General features: G+C 68.7%; 16 protein-coding genes. 10 read left to right on the plus strand and 6 right to left on the minus strand.

Annotated elements, in window-relative coordinates:
* The first annotated feature begins 6 nt into the window (after nt 1–6).
* Entirely contained in the window at nt 7–1,191 is a 1,185-nt protein-coding gene (locus QM841_RS03915) for a L,D-transpeptidase (protein WP_283330999.1), read from the plus strand.
* 290 nt (nt 1,192–1,481) lie between these two features.
* On the opposite strand, the gene QM841_RS03920 is transcribed toward QM841_RS03915, so the two are convergent.
* Both QM841_RS03920 and QM841_RS03925 read right to left on the minus strand, forming a co-directional pair.
* The gene (locus tag QM841_RS03920; protein WP_037237881.1) at nt 1,482–2,228 is read right to left on the minus strand and encodes an SDR family NAD(P)-dependent oxidoreductase; all 747 of its coding nucleotides are present in this window, start codon (nt 2,226–2,228) and stop codon (nt 1,482–1,484) included.
* Nucleotides 2,229–2,237: 9 nt separating this feature from the next.
* Entirely contained in the window at nt 2,238–3,185 is a 948-nt protein-coding gene (locus QM841_RS03925; RefSeq protein WP_283331000.1) for a TauD/TfdA dioxygenase family protein, read from the minus strand.
* A gap of 452 nt (nt 3,186–3,637) precedes the next feature.
* Here QM841_RS03925 and QM841_RS03930 point away from each other — a divergent pair, with 452 nt between their 5' ends.
* The gene (locus tag QM841_RS03930) at nt 3,638–3,790 is read left to right on the plus strand and encodes a hypothetical protein (protein ID WP_283331001.1); all 153 of its coding nucleotides are present in this window, start codon (nt 3,638–3,640) and stop codon (nt 3,788–3,790) included.
* A 632-nt stretch (nt 3,791–4,422) separates the two neighbouring features.
* Nucleotides 4,423–5,697: an ROK family protein gene (locus QM841_RS03935; RefSeq protein ID WP_502943214.1), complete on the plus strand. Its 1,275-nt coding sequence runs from the start codon at nt 4,423–4,425 to the stop codon at nt 5,695–5,697.
* 91 nt (nt 5,698–5,788) lie between these two features.
* On the opposite strand, the gene QM841_RS03940 is transcribed toward QM841_RS03935, so the two are convergent.
* Complete coding sequence (locus QM841_RS03940) at nt 5,789–6,376, minus strand: DUF742 domain-containing protein (RefSeq protein ID WP_283331002.1); 588 nt, start codon at nt 6,374–6,376, stop codon at nt 5,789–5,791.
* Between the two features lie 120 nt (nt 6,377–6,496).
* Here QM841_RS03940 and QM841_RS03945 point away from each other — a divergent pair, with 120 nt between their 5' ends.
* Entirely contained in the window at nt 6,497–7,162 is a 666-nt protein-coding gene (locus tag QM841_RS03945; RefSeq protein WP_280779869.1) for a cysteine hydrolase family protein, read from the plus strand.
* Here QM841_RS03945 and QM841_RS03950 read toward each other — a convergent pair.
* Both QM841_RS03950 and QM841_RS03955 read right to left on the minus strand, forming a co-directional pair.
* Entirely contained in the window at nt 7,155–8,186 is a 1,032-nt protein-coding gene (locus QM841_RS03950; RefSeq protein ID WP_283331003.1) for a tocopherol cyclase family protein, read from the minus strand. The genes QM841_RS03945 and QM841_RS03950 overlap by 8 nt on opposite strands.
* 3 nt (nt 8,187–8,189) lie before the next feature.
* Entirely contained in the window at nt 8,190–8,594 is a 405-nt protein-coding gene (locus QM841_RS03955; RefSeq protein ID WP_005251933.1) for a PaaI family thioesterase, read from the minus strand.
* Between the two features lie 63 nt (nt 8,595–8,657).
* Here QM841_RS03955 and QM841_RS03960 point away from each other — a divergent pair, with 63 nt between their 5' ends.
* The gene (locus tag QM841_RS03960) at nt 8,658–9,302 is read left to right on the plus strand and encodes a hypothetical protein (RefSeq protein ID WP_283331004.1); all 645 of its coding nucleotides are present in this window, start codon (nt 8,658–8,660) and stop codon (nt 9,300–9,302) included.
* Here the strand turns inward: QM841_RS03960 and QM841_RS03965 are convergent.
* Nucleotides 9,239–10,012 carry a PIG-L family deacetylase gene (locus QM841_RS03965; RefSeq protein ID WP_283331005.1) on the minus strand — a complete coding sequence of 258 codons (774 nt, stop codon included), beginning with the start codon at nt 10,010–10,012 and terminating at the stop codon, nt 9,239–9,241. The two genes, QM841_RS03960 and QM841_RS03965, sit on opposite strands and share 64 nt — an antisense overlap.
* Before the next feature lie 56 nt (nt 10,013–10,068).
* Between QM841_RS03965 and QM841_RS03970 the strand changes: the two genes are divergently transcribed.
* From QM841_RS03970 to QM841_RS03990, 5 genes are all read left to right on the plus strand, one after another.
* On the plus strand, nt 10,069–11,271 hold the full coding sequence (locus QM841_RS03970) for an MFS transporter (RefSeq protein ID WP_280779873.1): 1,203 nt from the start codon (nt 10,069–10,071) through the stop codon (nt 11,269–11,271).
* On the plus strand, nt 11,217–12,044 hold the full coding sequence (locus tag QM841_RS03975; RefSeq protein ID WP_283331006.1) for an alpha/beta fold hydrolase: 828 nt from the start codon (nt 11,217–11,219) through the stop codon (nt 12,042–12,044). Before QM841_RS03970 ends, QM841_RS03975 begins: the two co-directional genes overlap by 55 nt.
* 12 nt (nt 12,045–12,056) lie before the next feature.
* Nucleotides 12,057–13,415 carry a D-inositol-3-phosphate glycosyltransferase gene (gene mshA / locus QM841_RS03980; RefSeq protein WP_283331007.1) on the plus strand — a complete coding sequence of 453 codons (1,359 nt, stop codon included), beginning with the start codon at nt 12,057–12,059 and terminating at the stop codon, nt 13,413–13,415.
* Complete coding sequence (locus QM841_RS03985; protein WP_105416006.1) at nt 13,412–13,903, plus strand: type III secretion system chaperone family protein; 492 nt, start codon at nt 13,412–13,414, stop codon at nt 13,901–13,903. Before mshA ends, QM841_RS03985 begins: the two co-directional genes overlap by 4 nt.
* A gap of 150 nt (nt 13,904–14,053) precedes the next feature.
* Nucleotides 14,054–15,646 (plus strand): AMP-binding protein, encoded by a 1,593-nt coding sequence (locus tag QM841_RS03990; protein ID WP_283331008.1) that lies wholly within the window; start codon nt 14,054–14,056, stop codon nt 15,644–15,646.

The following is a 15,646-nucleotide window of genomic DNA, read 5'->3' on the forward strand; positions in this document are numbered from 1 at the left end:
TTAGCTGTGCATGAACTGGGTTCTCGGACAAGTCGGTCGCGCGTCGCGTTGATCGCGACGGCGCTGATCGCGTTTCTCGTTGTGCTGACCGGATGCACGGTCGGCTCCGAGTCGGGAACCGCCACCGCGCCGCCCGAACCGGCGGTCGAGGTCACCCAGAATCCGGCGTCGGGCACCGAGGACGTCAATCCGGTGGCGCCGATCTCCGCGACCGCGTCGCAGGGCACGTTCACCGACATCTCCCTCGTCAACGCCGAGGGGCGTGCCGTGCAGGGTGTGCTGTCACCCGACCGGACCACGTTCACCGTCGGGGAGGCACTGGGTTACGGCGCCACGTACACGTGGAAGGGCACGGCGCTCGGCACGGACGGCAAGTCCGTTGCCGTCGACGGCAGCTTCACCACGGTCGACCCCGACGAGACCATCGGCGCCACACTCAACATCGGCGACGGTCAGGAAGTCGGGATCGCCGCCCCGATCATCGTCCAGTTCCACGAGTCCGTCGAGGACAAGGCGGCGGTCGAGAAGGCGATGACCGTCACGACCAACCCGCCGACACCGGGCTCGTGGGCGTGGCTGCCCGACGACAACGGGTCGCGCGCGCACTGGCGTCCGCAGAACTACTGGGCGCCCGGCACCACCGTGAGCCTCGACGCCCGGCTGTACGGACTGGACTTCGGCGGCGGCGCGTACGGCGCGGAGGATCTGTCGCTGAACTTCACCGTCGGGCGCAGCCAGATCGTGATCGCGAACGCGCCCAGCCACCGCATGCAGGTGGTGCGCGGCGGCGAGACCATCATGGACATCCCCGTCAGCTACGGCGAAGGCAACGAGGCCCGCAACGTCACCCGCAGTGGCATCCACATGGTGACCGAGAAGCACGAGGACTTCCTCATGTCCAACCCGCCGTTCTACGAGAACGTGCGCGAGCGCTGGGCGGTCCGCATCTCCAACAACGGCGAGTTCATCCACGCGAACCCCGAGACCACCGGCGTCCAGGGTTCGTCGAACGTCACCAACGGCTGCATCAACCTGTCCCTCGCGGACGCCCAGCAGTACTTCGGCACCGCGATGTACGGCGATCCCGTCGAGGTGACCGGAACGTCCATCGACCTGTCGGCCGCTGACGGCGACATCTACGACTGGGCCCTCAGCTGGTCCGAATGGCAGTCCATGTCGGCCCTCGCATAGGCGAGCGAACTTTCTTCACACCCGGTGGAACCGAAACCGGGGCCGCTGCGTCTACCTGAATGAGGACGCGTCGACGGCGCCGTGTTCTCGGTTCACACAACTGTGGGGAGTCGTCCGCTGTCGAGGGGTCGACGGACGACCCCGACAGTCTGTTTCGGTCGAAAGTCGTTGATCGGCAGGGGGCTGTGGGATGGGATGGATGTTGCTGGGGGTCGTGACGATCGTGGCGGGACTGTGGACCGTGGTCCTGGTGCTCGAGCACCAGGACCGGCGGTCAGCCGCGAACGCGTCTACGTCGTGCGGTGAAAACGCCCGGACGAAGCCTGATCTCGTGGCTTGACGACGATCTGGTCGATGTTCACGTGGGAGGGCCTCGAGGCGACGAACCCGACGACGTCCGCGACATCCGCGGCGACGAGCGGGGTGATGCCCTCGTAGACCTTGTCGGCACGCTCCTGGTCGCCTTCGAAACGCACCAGCGAGAACTCGGTTTCTACTGCGCCCGGCGCGATTTCGGTGAGACGGACCGGCTTGCCGAGCAGTTCTCCGCGCAGCGTGCGGTGCAGGACGCCCTCCGCGTGCTTGGCGGTCGTGTATCCGGAACCGTTGTCGTACGCCTCGAGCGCGGCCAGCGACGTGATGGTGACGACCAGACCGTCACCCGACTCGATCAACTTCGGCAGCAGCGCCTTGGTGATCCGAAGGGTGCCCAGGACATTGGTCTCCCACATCCACCGCCAGTCGTCGAGATCGGCCTCGGCGACGGTGGCCAGTCCCTTGGCGCCGCCCGCATTGTTCACGAGCACGTCGACCCTCGGCAGTACCGCGCTGAACGCGTCCACGGAATCCTGGTCCGTGACGTCGAGTTCGAGCGCGGTACCGCCGATGTCTTCGGCGATCTTCTCCAGACGATCCAGTCGCCGGGCCCCGATGACCACATGAAATCCCTGCGCGGCCAGGGTGCGGGCGGTGGCTTCTCCGATTCCGGAGCTCGCCCCGGTGACGACGGCGATGCGGGTGTCAGGTGAAAAGGTCATGCCGACATGTTAGGGCTCGTCGATGACGGAGTAGCCACTCGCGTCGCCGGCGACGCTGCGGCTGCGCTCGCCCCGGATGTCGACGGGGACGTCGCCGGCCAGGGTGATGCGGTTGAGTCGCCGGTACTGATCGTCGTAGTCGGCGACGGCGTAGTGCTGAGTGGCACGGTTGTCCCAGATCGCCACGTCGCCCGACTGCCAGTTCCACCGGGTCGTGAACTCGAGCGAGATCGCGTGATCCTGCAGAACTCGGAAGAGTGCCTGCGACTGGGTGCTGCTCAGGCCGACCAGGCTCTTGACGAAGTGACCGAGCAGCAGTGTGCGCTCGCCGGTCTCGGGGTGCACCCGCACCACCGGGTGCTCCGTCTCGAAGTAGGTGGACTGGAACTCGGCGCGGTACTCCTTCGCCTTGTCGTCCTGCGCGCGTTCCGCGCTGGTCGCCGCGTAGTCGTAGACGTTGGTGTGCGTCGCCCACAGGTTGTCGGCGAGGACCTTCAGCGGCTCGGGCAGCGCGTTGTAGGCGGCGACACCCGACGCCCAGGTGGTGGATCCGCCGTAGGTGGGGAGTTGCACGGCGCGCAGGATCGACGCCTTCGGGATGCGATCGACGAACGTGACGTCGGTGTGCCAGCTGTTGGCCTTGCCGTAGTCGGAGTCGATGGGCAGCACCTTGGTGCCACGCGACGTGACGGTCGGATGCGCGGTGGTGGGGGAGCCGAGAAGCTCCGCGAACTCGTACTGCGAGTCGTCGGTCAGATGTTCCTGGCCACGGAAGAAGATCACCTTGTGCTCGAGCAGGGTCTGACGGATGAGCGACACGGTGGCGGGGTCGAGGTTGCCGCCGAGCCGGACGCCGTCGATCCGGGCGCCGATGTGTGCACCGAGCTTGACGACGCTCGCCGCGTTCGGGGAACCCTCGGCGTCTGTCACGTGCTCGGGCGCGAAATCGATGGACATGGTGAGCCTTTCGGATACCGGAGACGGTGTGGAGTCCCGTAACCGAACCATCGGGCGGTGTGTCGCCGGAAGGATTTGCGTCACCCTGATCGCAACGGGCCGCGGACCTTCCGTGTGATCGCGACGACGCAGAGCAGGCTGAGCAGTGTGACCGCGGTGAGGTAGACCGGTCCGACAGCATCAACGCGACGGTGATGACGATCAACCACACGAACGAGGCGACCAGGGTGAAGACGAGCACCAGTGTCTTGCTCATGCCCAGGACCTTCGTCGAATAGGACAGCAGGTACGCCATGAAGATGTATCCGACCGTGTTGATGCCGATGAACGCGCCCGCCGCCAGCAGCACTTCGCGCAGGTTCTCCCGCAGTACGGTGACGATCGGCAGTCGTTGATCGCGGTGGGTGCTCTTGACCTTCTCGAAGTCGGGGCTCTCGGTGATGGTGAACCGGATGACGAGCCCCATCAGCACCATTACCACGCCGCCGATCGGCCGTGCGATGAAGCTGACGGAGAACGTCGCGAACGCCGCCAGCGTGCCCGCGATGGAGGAGAAGGACGGAAAGAACAACGGGCCGAACACGATTGCCGCGGCCATGCCGTAAATGAAGTAGTCGTACCACTCGATGGCGGTCCCGATGAGACTGGCGCCGGCCACCTTCGGCGGCCGGACGGTCGCCCGGGGTGTCACGGAGATCTGGGTGGAGGTCATGTCGATCTCTTCGAGGGCGCGAACGACTGTTCGGTCAGGATGGCGATCTCTGCCGTCTGATCCGCGTCGTCGCGGAGGCGATCACGTCGGTACATCTCACCCCTGTAACCGTACGTTCGGTTGGTATCTCGGCGTATCGTGTGGTGAAACACTCTTGTAGTCAAGAGTGGCGATGCTCTCCGATGTGCGCCGCAGGCGGCGCCTCGCAACGGCGGGAACTGCGGAAGTGGCGCGGCGCGGATCCACACGCCGACGCGCCCTCCGATTGGTGAAACCGACCGAAGCTGCTAGTTTCGTGTCATGTCTTCAGGCCAGTCGACCGCTCCGCGGGTCACCTATGTGACTTCCGCGCTGGGCTCGCGGCTGCCCTTGGCGCGGGAACTGTGTTGTCGCTGTCTCAGCATCTGCAGCTAATTCGCGCAGTCTTCTCCTGATCGATCGTCCTCGGTCGTCCCACTCTCGACCCGGGACGGATGCAGCGTTCGGACGAAGGTGCGCACCGCCTCCGCTTGCAAGGACTGCCACGTGTCTACCCCCACTCTTTCCAGCCCCACCCGGACCGGCTCCGCATCTCGATTCCAGCGGCCCGTGTCCCGTCCCCGTCTCCACATCGTTCCCCCTGAGCTGCGGATCAGCGACGGCCCGGCCGCCGGTGTACTGCGGGTGGCCCGGTCTCGCGGGCCGCTGTCCAGGGACGTCGCCGCGAAAGCGACCGGCCTGAGCATCGCCACCGTCAACCGTCAGGTGTCGGCGCTCCTCGACCTCGGGCTGCTGCGCGAACGCGGCGACCTCACGCCGTCCGGCGCCATCGGTCGTCCGCGGGTTCCGTTCGAGGTCAACCACGAGCCCTACCTGACGGTGGGCATCCACATCGGCGCGGTCGTGACCAGCATCATCGCCAGTGACCTGCGAGGGAAGGTCCTCGGCGCGGTCGAGGTACCCACCCCGCAGGGAGCGTCCGCCGACGCACTCGCCGGCATCGCACGCAGCGCGCGGGCCTTCGCCTCCCGCTGGCACCGGCGTCGCCCGCTGTGGGCGGGTGTCGCACTCGGCGGTCGGGTCGATCCGCAGACCGGTGTCGTCGACCATCCCCGACTGGGATGGAAGTCCGCCCAGGTCGGCGCCATCATCGCGAGCGGACTCGGGTTGCCCGTCTCCGTCGCGGCGCACGTCGAGGCGATGGCCGCATCCGAACTGCTGCTGAGCCCGGACAGCGAAGACGGTGTCGCGCAAGGCGAAACGGGCCTGTACTTCTACGCCCGTGAGACGGCGGGCATCGCGATCACCATCGACGGCCGTGTTCACACTCCGTCGAGCGGTCCCGGATCGATCGCGCACTTGCCGACGGGCTCGTCGGCGCAGTGCTCGTGCGGTTCACGCGGGTGCCTCGAGGCGACGATCAGCGATCGCGCGGTCATCTCCGCAGCCCTCGACGCGGGCATCCTCGCGGAGTCGAACCAGCGGCCGACGATGAGTGCCCTCTACAAGGCGGCGTCGTCGGGTTCCGTTCCCGCGCATGAACTTCTGGTGGAACGTGCTCAGGTGCTCGGGAAGACGGTCGCCATGCTGCGGGACCTGTTCAACCCGGACCGGGTGATCCTCGGGGGCCAGGCGTTCACCGAGTACCCGGCCGGTATCCCGCACGTCGCCGAGGCCTTCGCGCAGGCATCGTCGCTGGAACGCAGGGACATTCGAATCTCCGGTTTCGGCAACCGGGTGCAGGAGTATGCCTCGACGGTGGTGTCGCTGAGCACCATCTACTCCGATCCGGTCGGAGCGATGCGCCGGACGTCGATCTAGCGTCACAGCACTTCGTCAGCCGCACAGGCAATAGCCTGTGCGGCTGACGAATTCGTGTGCATCGCTCCGGGCGCCGACTCCCCGGTGGATCTCAGAGTTTGCGCAGCCCGTCGAGGACGCGTTCCATCAGATTCCGGTCCGGGCCGGTGGACCCGGCGGTCTCGTTCACGGTGACCGCCCCGGCCGCCGCGAGGTCGCCGACGAGTACGCGCGCGACCCCGAGTGGGATCGACGCGAGCGACGCGATCTCGGCCACCGACCGCGGTTCGGCGCACAGCGCGAAGACGCGGCGCAGTTCGTCCGGCGCAAGCATCCCGTCCACCACGGTGTCGCCGTCCGCGCGGGCGACGATGACCGCCTCCAGTGGCAGATCGACCCCGGACTCGGTCCGCCCGCCCGTGAGGATGAACGGCCGGACGATGGAGACGGTGTCCTCGGGCGCCACCCACTCGGTGGACTCGACAGCAGCACTGTCGGCCACCTCGGGAGTCCGATCGGCAGGTTCGGGCACGGGTTCGACCTGCTCGGGAGCGGCCTCGGCCGGGACGGGTTCCACCCATTCGGCCGACTGCGTCGGGCTCGGGTCCTGCTCTTTCCTGGCGCTGCGGCGCCGGCCGGCTGATCCGAAGCGCGCCCCTGTCGCGCCGATCAACGGCCAGTTCTCATCGCTCACAGTCATCGGTTGGGACCCTTCTCGCACTACCCCACCCGCTCCATGGTCCCAAACCCGCGTTGCGTGCGAACGAACCGGTCCCTGTGATTCCCGCTACAGGGTGTGCGTGAGCGTTAGATTTGCTGCGTGACCCACTGGCGGCAGAACTCGGATCCGTTCCTCGCTCCCGATCTCGGCCGGTCCGCGCTGCTCGTCGTCGACACGCAGGTGGACTTCGTGGACGGCGGGACCGCCCCGATTCCCGGCACCTCGGCGGTGCTGCCCGCGATCGCGCGTCTCGTGGACGCCTACCGGGAGGCCTCGGCCCCGATCGTGCACGTCGTCCGGTTGTACGAGGGCGACGACGTGGACCTGTGCCGGCGCCGCGTGATCGCGGCCGGACTCGACATCGCCAGACCGGGCACCGCTGGCTCCCAGGTGGCGCCGGAGCTGGGGGTGCCGCCGCTCGACCCCGAGTCGCTCCTCGGCGGCGGTCTCCAGACTGTCTCGCCCACCGAGCACATCCTGTTCAAACCCCGGTGGAGTTCGTTCTACCGCACCGAACTCGACGACCGCCTGCGCCAGTGGCGGGTCGACACCGTGGTGATCGCGGGATGCAACTACCCCAACTGCCCGCGCGCCACGATCGTCGACGCCAGCGAACGCGACTACAAGGTGCTCGTCGCAGCCGATGCGATCTCGGGCGTCGACGCGCGTCACCTGGAGGAGGCCGGGCGAATAGGGGTTCTCCACGCGGAGACCGACGAGATCGTCGAGGCATTGCAGCCACCCGAGCTCGAGGTGATCAGCTGAGCGGCGGCGCGGATGTCGCGTCCGGTGGCGCGCCCCGCCTGCGCAGCTCCGCCCGCGCCCGCCCGATACCGCCGTGTTCCAACGCGGCGAGTGGTGATTCGTCGGCCCAGACGAGCTCACCGCGACGGCGGACCGTCACACTCATCGAGCCGGCGAGGTGCTCGAGGGCGCCGGGAATGTTGCGACGCTCGGCAGGAAGCGGAACCGGCAGCACGTGCGCCGAGCCCAGCGGGGAACCGCCCTCGATTTCGACGCTCCACGTGCGATTGCGGCCCCGCAGCCACCACCGATCGTCCGTGACGTGCGCCCGGACGGGGGAGGTGACCGGGTTGCCGAGGCGGAACACCGTGCCGTCGGGCAGCGCGACGACGACGGCCGTGACCTCGGTGCGCAGCCCACCCGCGGTGATCTCGCCGCCCGCGAACGCGACACATGCCTGCCGGTCGGCGAAACCCTGAGCCTGGCCCCACCACCAGGAGTCGGGGAAACCGCCCTTGCCCCAATTCTTTTCGCCGTAGACCTGGGCGCCGTCGAGGTCGATCTCGGTGCCGCCCAGCACGGCCGTTCCCTCGGCCCGGCCGCCGAGCAGCCACGGGTGCCAGTACTGGTTCAGTGCGGGCACGGTCTGGAACACACTCGACCCGCCGAGCCTGCGCCGCGGCCACGGAACCTGGGCGCCGACCCGGACGTCGAGGCGGGCGTCCGGCCCGAGATCCACCCGCACGCGGTCGACGGACCCGCGGAACGCGTCGCCGGCGAACGCGCCGAGTCCGGCAGGGTTGGCGTAGCCCTCCGGATGCGCGGCGGTCCGCAGGAACCGGGTGGGATGACCGGCGAGACCGAGCGTCGCCCAGTGCCCGTCCGCGGCCCGGTTGATCCCCGCCAGCGCGATGACGACCTGTCCCGTCGCGGGCTGGGTGAACCGCCAGAAATAGCCTTCCATCGCGACGTCGTGCGCGGCGAGGAGGTTGCCGAACGGCAGATCCGCTCCCGTGGCGCGGTATGCCCGCAGCAGTCGTGACATCGGTCAGCTTCCCGGCTGGGGGTGAAGCACCGCCTGCGACTGCGTCACCTGCGCCACGAGACGGTCCTCGTCGTCCCGCAGTTCGGTGACGACGGCGACCGTGGTTCGTCCGGCGTGCAGCGGACGCGCGGTCGCGGTGACGGTGCCCTTGCGGACGCCGCGGGTGAACACCGTGCTCGAACTCGTGGTCGACGTCGACGCTCCCGCCGGAAGGTTGAGAAACGCGCAGACGGCTCCGACGCTGTCGGCGAGCGTCATCAGCGCCCCGCCGTGCATGCCGTTTCCCGCGGTCGTGCGGTGCTGTTCCCACTCGAGGTGCCCGACAACCTCCTCGGGTGCGGCCTTGGTGAGACGAACCCCGGTGTGCACGGCGAACGGCATGGTCGCGACGAGATCAGCGGGATCCATACCCGTGGATGCTAGGCGCGGAACCACACCCGCGCAGGCGGTTCGCGGGGCTAGATTGGCGGGATGTCCAGTCTGTCGGAAGCCGCCCGCCGGTCGGGCCGGGCGCGGGGGAGCGCCGCCGCGGTGGTCGGATTCTTCGCCGCAGGCTGGTTCGGCTGGGCCATGGCCGTCGACCTTCGCCGCCCCCTCACCGTGCTCCTCGACGCCGCCATCGTGGTGGCGCTCGTCGTCGCCGTGCTGGGAGCGGTACTCGCCGTGCGTAGTCCCGCCGAGAGTTCCGCGTTGGCGGACCGGGCGGTCCGGCGGCGGTACACCCTCGTGGTGGTGGTCGAGTTCGCGGTGATCTGGGCGGGCGCCGCCGTTCTCGGAAACACGGGTCTGTCGGCGTGGATACCGGTCTGGGTGTGCTTCGCCGTCGGCGTCCACTTCGTGCCGTTGGCCGGCGTACTCGGCGAGTCGTCGTTGACCGTCCTCGGTGCGCTGCTCGTCGTGGTCGCCGCTGCCGGGCTCGTCGTGGGTCTGACGACCACCGTGGCACCCGGCACGGTGACCGGGATCGGGGCGGGCGGATGCCTCCTCGCCGCAGCCGTCCTCACCCTGGCGGGGAAGCGGTTCTCCGGCAGGAGGACACCCGGGCCGGTCGATCAGAGGGGCAGCGAAGACTCCGCGAGCCCGGCGGGCGCCCCGCGACGGCGGAACCATTCCTGACCGAACGCCGCGCGCAACTGCTCCTCGGGCATCTGCAGGAACGGGCCGAAGTCCCCGATCTGGGTGGCGTGCGCGTGCATCGCGGCGCGCTTGGCGTCCATGGCCGAGGTGACGTCCACGACCGTGGTGATCTCGGAGTCCGGCAGACCGAACGTGTCGAGGTCCGGTGGCTGGGCGTTCTCGGACCACTCCGGATTGGCGGCCATGAGTCGCCGGATGTGGTCGCGGCTCACTGCCGCCTCGTAGACGTGCGGCACACCCGCCAGTTCGGCGGCCCGGATGCCCACGTGATGGACCTGCACATGATCGGGATGGCCGTAGCCACCGTTGGGGTCGTAGATGGTGATCACGTCGGCGGATTCCTCGACGAGGATCGCGGCCAGCCGGGCAGCGGCCTCCTCGACGTCGACGTTGCAGAACGCGGCGGGATTGTCGTTCTCCGGCGTTCCCGCCATCCCGGAATCCGCGTAGTGCAGCAGCACCACGCGCTGGGCGCCGAGCAGCGACGTCGACTCCTCCAGCTCGCGGCGCCGACGCTCGGCGAGTGATTCGCCGTCGGTCAGGATCCCGTCGGGGGCCTCGCCGAGCGCCCCGTCCGTCGCGGTGACCACCACGACGCGATGACCGGCGTCGGCGGCCTGACGCATCACGCCGCCCGTCGTGAACACTTCGTCGTCGGGATGGGCGTGGAAACACACCAGGACACTCATGAGCGCAATACTTGCACGTGCTGGAAGTCGCGGCCACGATCTGTGAGGCTCGACGCGTGCTCGGTACCTATCGTCAGATCTTCGCCGCCCCCGGCTCCGCAGCGTTCTCCGCCGCAGGATTCGTTGCGCGCGTACCGATCGCCATGGTCGGCATCGGCATCGTCACGATGCTGTCCGAATTGCGCGGCGACTACGCACTGGCCGGAGCCCTCGCCGCGGTGTTCGCACTGACGTACGCGTTCATCACCCCCGTCGTGTCGCGGGCGGTGGACCGGTACGGGCAGTCCCGTGTCCTTCCCGTCGCGTCGGGGATCAGCGCGACGTCCATCGCTGCGATGCTGCTGTGTGTCCGGTTCGGGACGCCCGACTGGGTGCTGTTCGTGTGGGCCGTCCCCGCCGGCTGCATGCCCACGATCGGTGCGATGGTGCGCGCCCGCTGGACCGAGCTGTACCGCGGCACGCCACTGCTGCGGACGGCGTTCGCGTTCGAGGCGGTGGTGGACGAACTGTGCTTCATCGCGGGGCCGGTGGTCTCCGTCGGATTGTCCGTCACGGTGTTCCCCGAGGCGGGACCGCTCGCGGGCCTCGTCCTGCTGGTGGTCGGCACCCTCGCGCTCGTCGCGCAGCGCGGCACCGAACCGCCCGTGCATGCCGCAACGCACGACGGCCGCCCGTCCGTCGTCCGGACGCCCGCCGTGTGGATCCTCGTGGCGGTCATGGTGTCGATGGGCACGATCTTCGGCGTCATCGACGTCGGTGCCATCGCCTTCACCCGAAGCCACGACGCACCCGCCTCCGCCACCGTGGTGCTGGCCCTGTTCGCGGCCGGTTCCGCGGTGGCGGGCATCGTGTTCGGCGCGATCCGGGTGTCGGCGTCGCTCCGGAAACAGCTGATGGTCGCGGTCCTCGCGGTGGCGGTCCTGACGGTTCCGCTGCTTCTGGCCGACAGCATCCCGGCGCTCGCCGTCGCCTACGCGGTGGCGGGGATGACGGTGGCGCCGATCATGATCGTCACGACCGGTCTCGTCGAGCAGATCGTGCCCGCGGCCGCGCTGACCGAGGGCATCACCTGGATCGTCACCGGACTGGGTGTCGGCGTCGCGATGGGGTCGGCACTCGCAGGCCGGATGATCGACGAATTCGGCACGACCGCGGGTTACGCGGTGGCGGCGGTCGCCGCGCTGCTGGCCTCTATGGTGACCCCATGGCTATTCGTGAAACAGTCGGCGTCGACGGAACGCCCCTCGTCTACTCGGTGACCGGTGCCCCCGACGCGCGGACCCTGGTCCTCCTGCACGGTTGGGCGCAGTCCTCGAAGTGCTGGGGCCCCGGGGTGCTCGACGAACTCGCGGCCCGCTACCGCGTCATCGCCGTCGACCTGCGCGGACACGGCTACTCAGGTGCACCCGACGCCGGCTACGACGACTCCGCGATCTGGGCCGGGGACGTCGACGCGGTACTCACGGCCGAAGGCGTCACGTCCGGCGCCGTGCTCCTCGGCTGGTCCTACGGCGGCCTCGTGATCTGCGACTACCTGGCGTCGCACGGCACGTCCGCCGTCGACGGCGTGGTCCTCGTCGGAGCCATCACCAGCATCGGTCGCGGGGAGGCAGGCGGCAAGGTCGGCGCGGCGATGCGCGCGGCGATCCCCGGCGCGATGTCCGAGGAGCCGCGCGACGCGATCCGCGCGCTGGGCGCGTTCGGCAACGCGCTCACCGGACCGCCGGAAGGCAAGGGCGCACAGTCGCAGGCGCTGTTCGGGGCCAGCCTCGCCACCCCGCCCCGGGTGCGGGCCGCCCTCTTCAACCGGTCCGCGAGTCACGACGAGCTGCTCCGCTCGCTCGACGTGCCGGTGCTCGTCCTGCACGGCACCGAGGACTCCGTCGTCGACGTCTCAGCTGGTAGGCACGCTGCAGAGCTGATCCCGCAGGCGCGGGCGTCGTTCTGGGAAGGCTGCGATCACGGACCGTTCGTGGAGGATCCCGACAGGTTCGTGAAAGAGGTCGGCGAGTTCGTCGACAACCTCGGTTAAAGGGGCCGATCGGTGAGGGAGCACTATGGAGTGGTGACGCCCATGCACAATTCGCGCCCCCGCAGGGTGGCCGTCCTCTCGGTCCACACCTCACCACTGGCGCAGCCCGGTACCGGCGATGCGGGCGGCATGAACGTCTACGTGCTGCAGTCCGCCATCCAGATGGCGCGTCGCGGCGTCGAGGTGGAAATCTTCACCCGGGCCACGTCGTCCGCCGACGCACCGGTCCAGGAAGCGGCCCCGGGGGTCCTCGTCCGCAACGTGGTGGCCGGCCCGTTCGAGGGGCTGGACAAGCAGGATCTGCCCACGCAGCTCTGCGCGTTCGTCGCCGGGGTGCTCCGCGAGGAGGCCCGCCACGAACCGGGCTACTACAACCTGGTGCACTCGCACTACTGGTTGTCGGGGCAGGTCGGCTGGCTCGCCCGCGACCGCTGGGGTGTGCCGCTCGTGCACACGGCGCACACGCTCGCGGCGGTCAAGAATCTGTCGCTCGCCGATGGTGACACTCCCGAACCGGCCGCCCGCCAGATCGGCGAGCAGCAGGTGGTCGCCGAGTCCGACCGGCTCGTGGCCAACACCACCGAAGAATCCGATCAGCTGGTCCGCCACTACGGCGCCGACCCGAACCGGATCGACGTGGTGGCGCCGGGCGCCGATCTGACGCGGTACCGGCCGGGCGACCGGGCCGCCGCCCGGGCGAAGCTGGGGCTCGACCCGCGTGAGACCGTCGTGACGTTCGTCGGACGCATCCAGCCGCTCAAGGCGCCCGACGTCCTGCTCCGCGCCGCCGCCGAGCTGATCGCCCGAGATCCCGAATCGACACTGCGGGTGCTCGTGGTCGGCGGCCCGTCCGGGTCCGGGCTGGCCCGGCCGGACGCGTTGATCGAACTCGCGTCTTCGCTCGGCATCGCCGCCCGGGTGACGTTCCTGCCGCCGCAGGCACCCAACCGGCTCGTCGACGTGTACCGGGCTTCGGATCTCGTTGCGGTGCCGAGCTATTCGGAGTCGTTCGGGCTGGTGGCCATCGAGGCGCAAGCCTGCGGCACTCCGGTGATCGCCGCGAACGTGGGCGGTCTCGGCGTCGCCGTCCGGAACGGCGAAACCGGGCTTCTCGTGGACGGGCACCGCACCGAGGACTGGGCGACGGCGTTGCAGTCGCTGGTCTCCGAGCCGGGTAGGCTCGCCGCGCTGGCCGCCGAGGCTCCGCGTCACGCGGAGAATTTCTCCTGGGAACACACCGCCGACGGCCTCCTCGAGAGCTATCGGATGGCGACCGTCAACTACAACTACGGACACGGCCCCAGCGAATTCTCCCCGCGTCGCGGACGCGGATTGTGGAAGCTGCGCAGGGCCGGAGGGGTGCGCGCATGAGCGAGCTGGCCGACGTGATCGAGTCCGCCCTGACCGAACGTGAGATGGACTTCACCAGGAAGGACTCGACGCACTTCATCGTCGAGTTGCCCGGCGAGCGCAAGCTCAAGACCACCACGCTCCTGACCGTCGGCAAGCACGGTCTGCGCGTCGAGGCGTTCGTCTGCCGCAAACCCGACGAGAACTTCGAAGGCGTCTACAAGTACCTGCTGCGGCGCAATCGCCGGTTGTACTCGGTGGCGTACACGATCGACAAGATCGGCGACATCTACCTGGTCGGTCAGATCGCCGAGCACGCGGTGACCGCGGACGAACTGGACCGGATTCTCGGGCAGGTGCTCGAGGCGGCCGACGGCGACTTCAACACTCTCCTCGAGCTCGGATTCGCCGAGTCCATCAAGCGCGAATGGGAGTGGCGCGTCTCACGCGGGGAGTCGCTGGCGAACCTGAAACCGTTCGAGCATCTCATCGAGGACTCGCAGGCCTGAGTGCTGGTCGACCGCCCGCGGACGGGAAATACGCGCGGGTAGAGTTGCGGCGAGCTTGTGACTGTTGTCACAGGTTAGGTACATGTGTCTGATGTTCACAGAAACTTGTACCGACAACTGCTGCTGCAACACTTCGAGGGAGAGGCCCCAGTGAGCTTCAAGAGCCCGTTTCCGGACGTCGAGATTCCGAACCTCAGTGTCTACGATTTCCTCTTCGGCCAGGTCGACCCGGCCGATGGGGACCGGCCCGCGCTGATCGACGGTGCCTCCGGCGCGGTCACCACGTACCAGTCGCTCATCGCCCAGATCAACGGGGTGGCCGGGGCGCTGGCCGCGCGCGGTCTCGCCGTCGGCGAGGTGGTGGGTCTGCATTCGCCGAACGTTCCCGCGTTCGCGTCGGTGTTCCACGGGATCCTGCGGGCCGGTGGCGTCGCGACCACCATCAACGCCCTCTACACCGCCGAGGACATCGCCAAGCAGCTCACCGACTCGAAGGCGAAGTTCCTGTTCACCGTCTCCCCGCTGCTGCCGCAGGCCAAGGCCGCGGCCGCGAAGGTCGGGATCCCGGTAGAGAACGTGATCGTCCTCGACGGCGCCGACGGGCACCCGTCGCTGAAAGATCTGCTGGCCGAGGGCGCCCCCGCCCCGGACGTGTCGTTCGATCCGGCGACCCAGCTGGCGGTGCTGCCGTACTCGTCCGGGACCACCGGCCGGCCCAAGGGGGTGATGCTCACGCACCGCAACCTGGTGGCGAATGTGTGTCAGATCAACCCACGGATGGGCATCGGCGCCGACGACAAACTGCTGGCGGTGCTGCCGTTCTTCCACATCTACGGGATGACGGTGCTGCTGAACGCGGCCCTGTACAACCGGGCGAGCTTGGTGACGATGCCGAAGTTCGACCTGGTCGAGTTCCTGTCGATCGTGTCCGGGCAGAGGTGCACGTATGTGTTCATCGCCCCGCCGGTCGCGGTGGCGTTGGCCAAGCATCCGCTGGTCGACGAGTACGACCTGTCGAGCGTGCATTCGATCTTCTCCGGTGCCGCCCCGCTGGATCAGGAGCTGGGCAAGGCGGTCGCGAACCGGCTGGGTTGCCGGGTGCGGCAGGGCTACGGGATGTCGGAGATGAGCCCGGTCTCGCATGCGATTCCGTTCGACCGTGACGACATCGCCCTGGATTCGGTGGGTCCGTCGATCGCGAACATGGAATGCAAGCTGGTCGACCCGGCCACCGGCGAGGAGGTCGCCTACCCGGCCGAGGGTGTCAGCGCACCGGGTGAGTTGTGGTGCAAGGGCCCGAACATCATGGCCGGGTACCTCGGCAACGACGAGGCCACCGCGGAGACCCTGGACGGGGACGGGTACCTGCACACCGGCGACATCGCGACCGTCGACTCCGAGGGCGTCGTGACGATCGTGGACCGGATGAAGGAGCTGATCAAGTACAAGGGCTACCAGGTGCCGCCCGCCGAGCTGGAGGCGTTGCTGTTGACGCACCCGCAGATCGCCGACGCCGCCGTCATCGGGGTTCTCGACGACGAGGGTGAGGAGGTGCCGAAGGCGTTCGTCGTCCGCCAGCCCGGTGCCGAATTGGACGAGGCTGCGGTCATCGCGTTCGTCGCCGAGCGGGTGTCGCCGCACAAGAAGGTCCGCAAGGTCGAGTTCATCGACCTGGTGCCGAAGTCCGCCGCGGGCAAGATCCTCCGCAAGGATCTGCGGGCCAGCGAGGCCGGCCGGAGCTGA

The sequence above is a fragment of the Rhodococcus sp. IEGM 1307 genome (genome assembly GCF_030056915.1).
In the GTDB taxonomy this organism is placed as follows: domain Bacteria; phylum Actinomycetota; class Actinomycetes; order Mycobacteriales; family Mycobacteriaceae; genus Rhodococcus_F; species Rhodococcus_F opacus_D.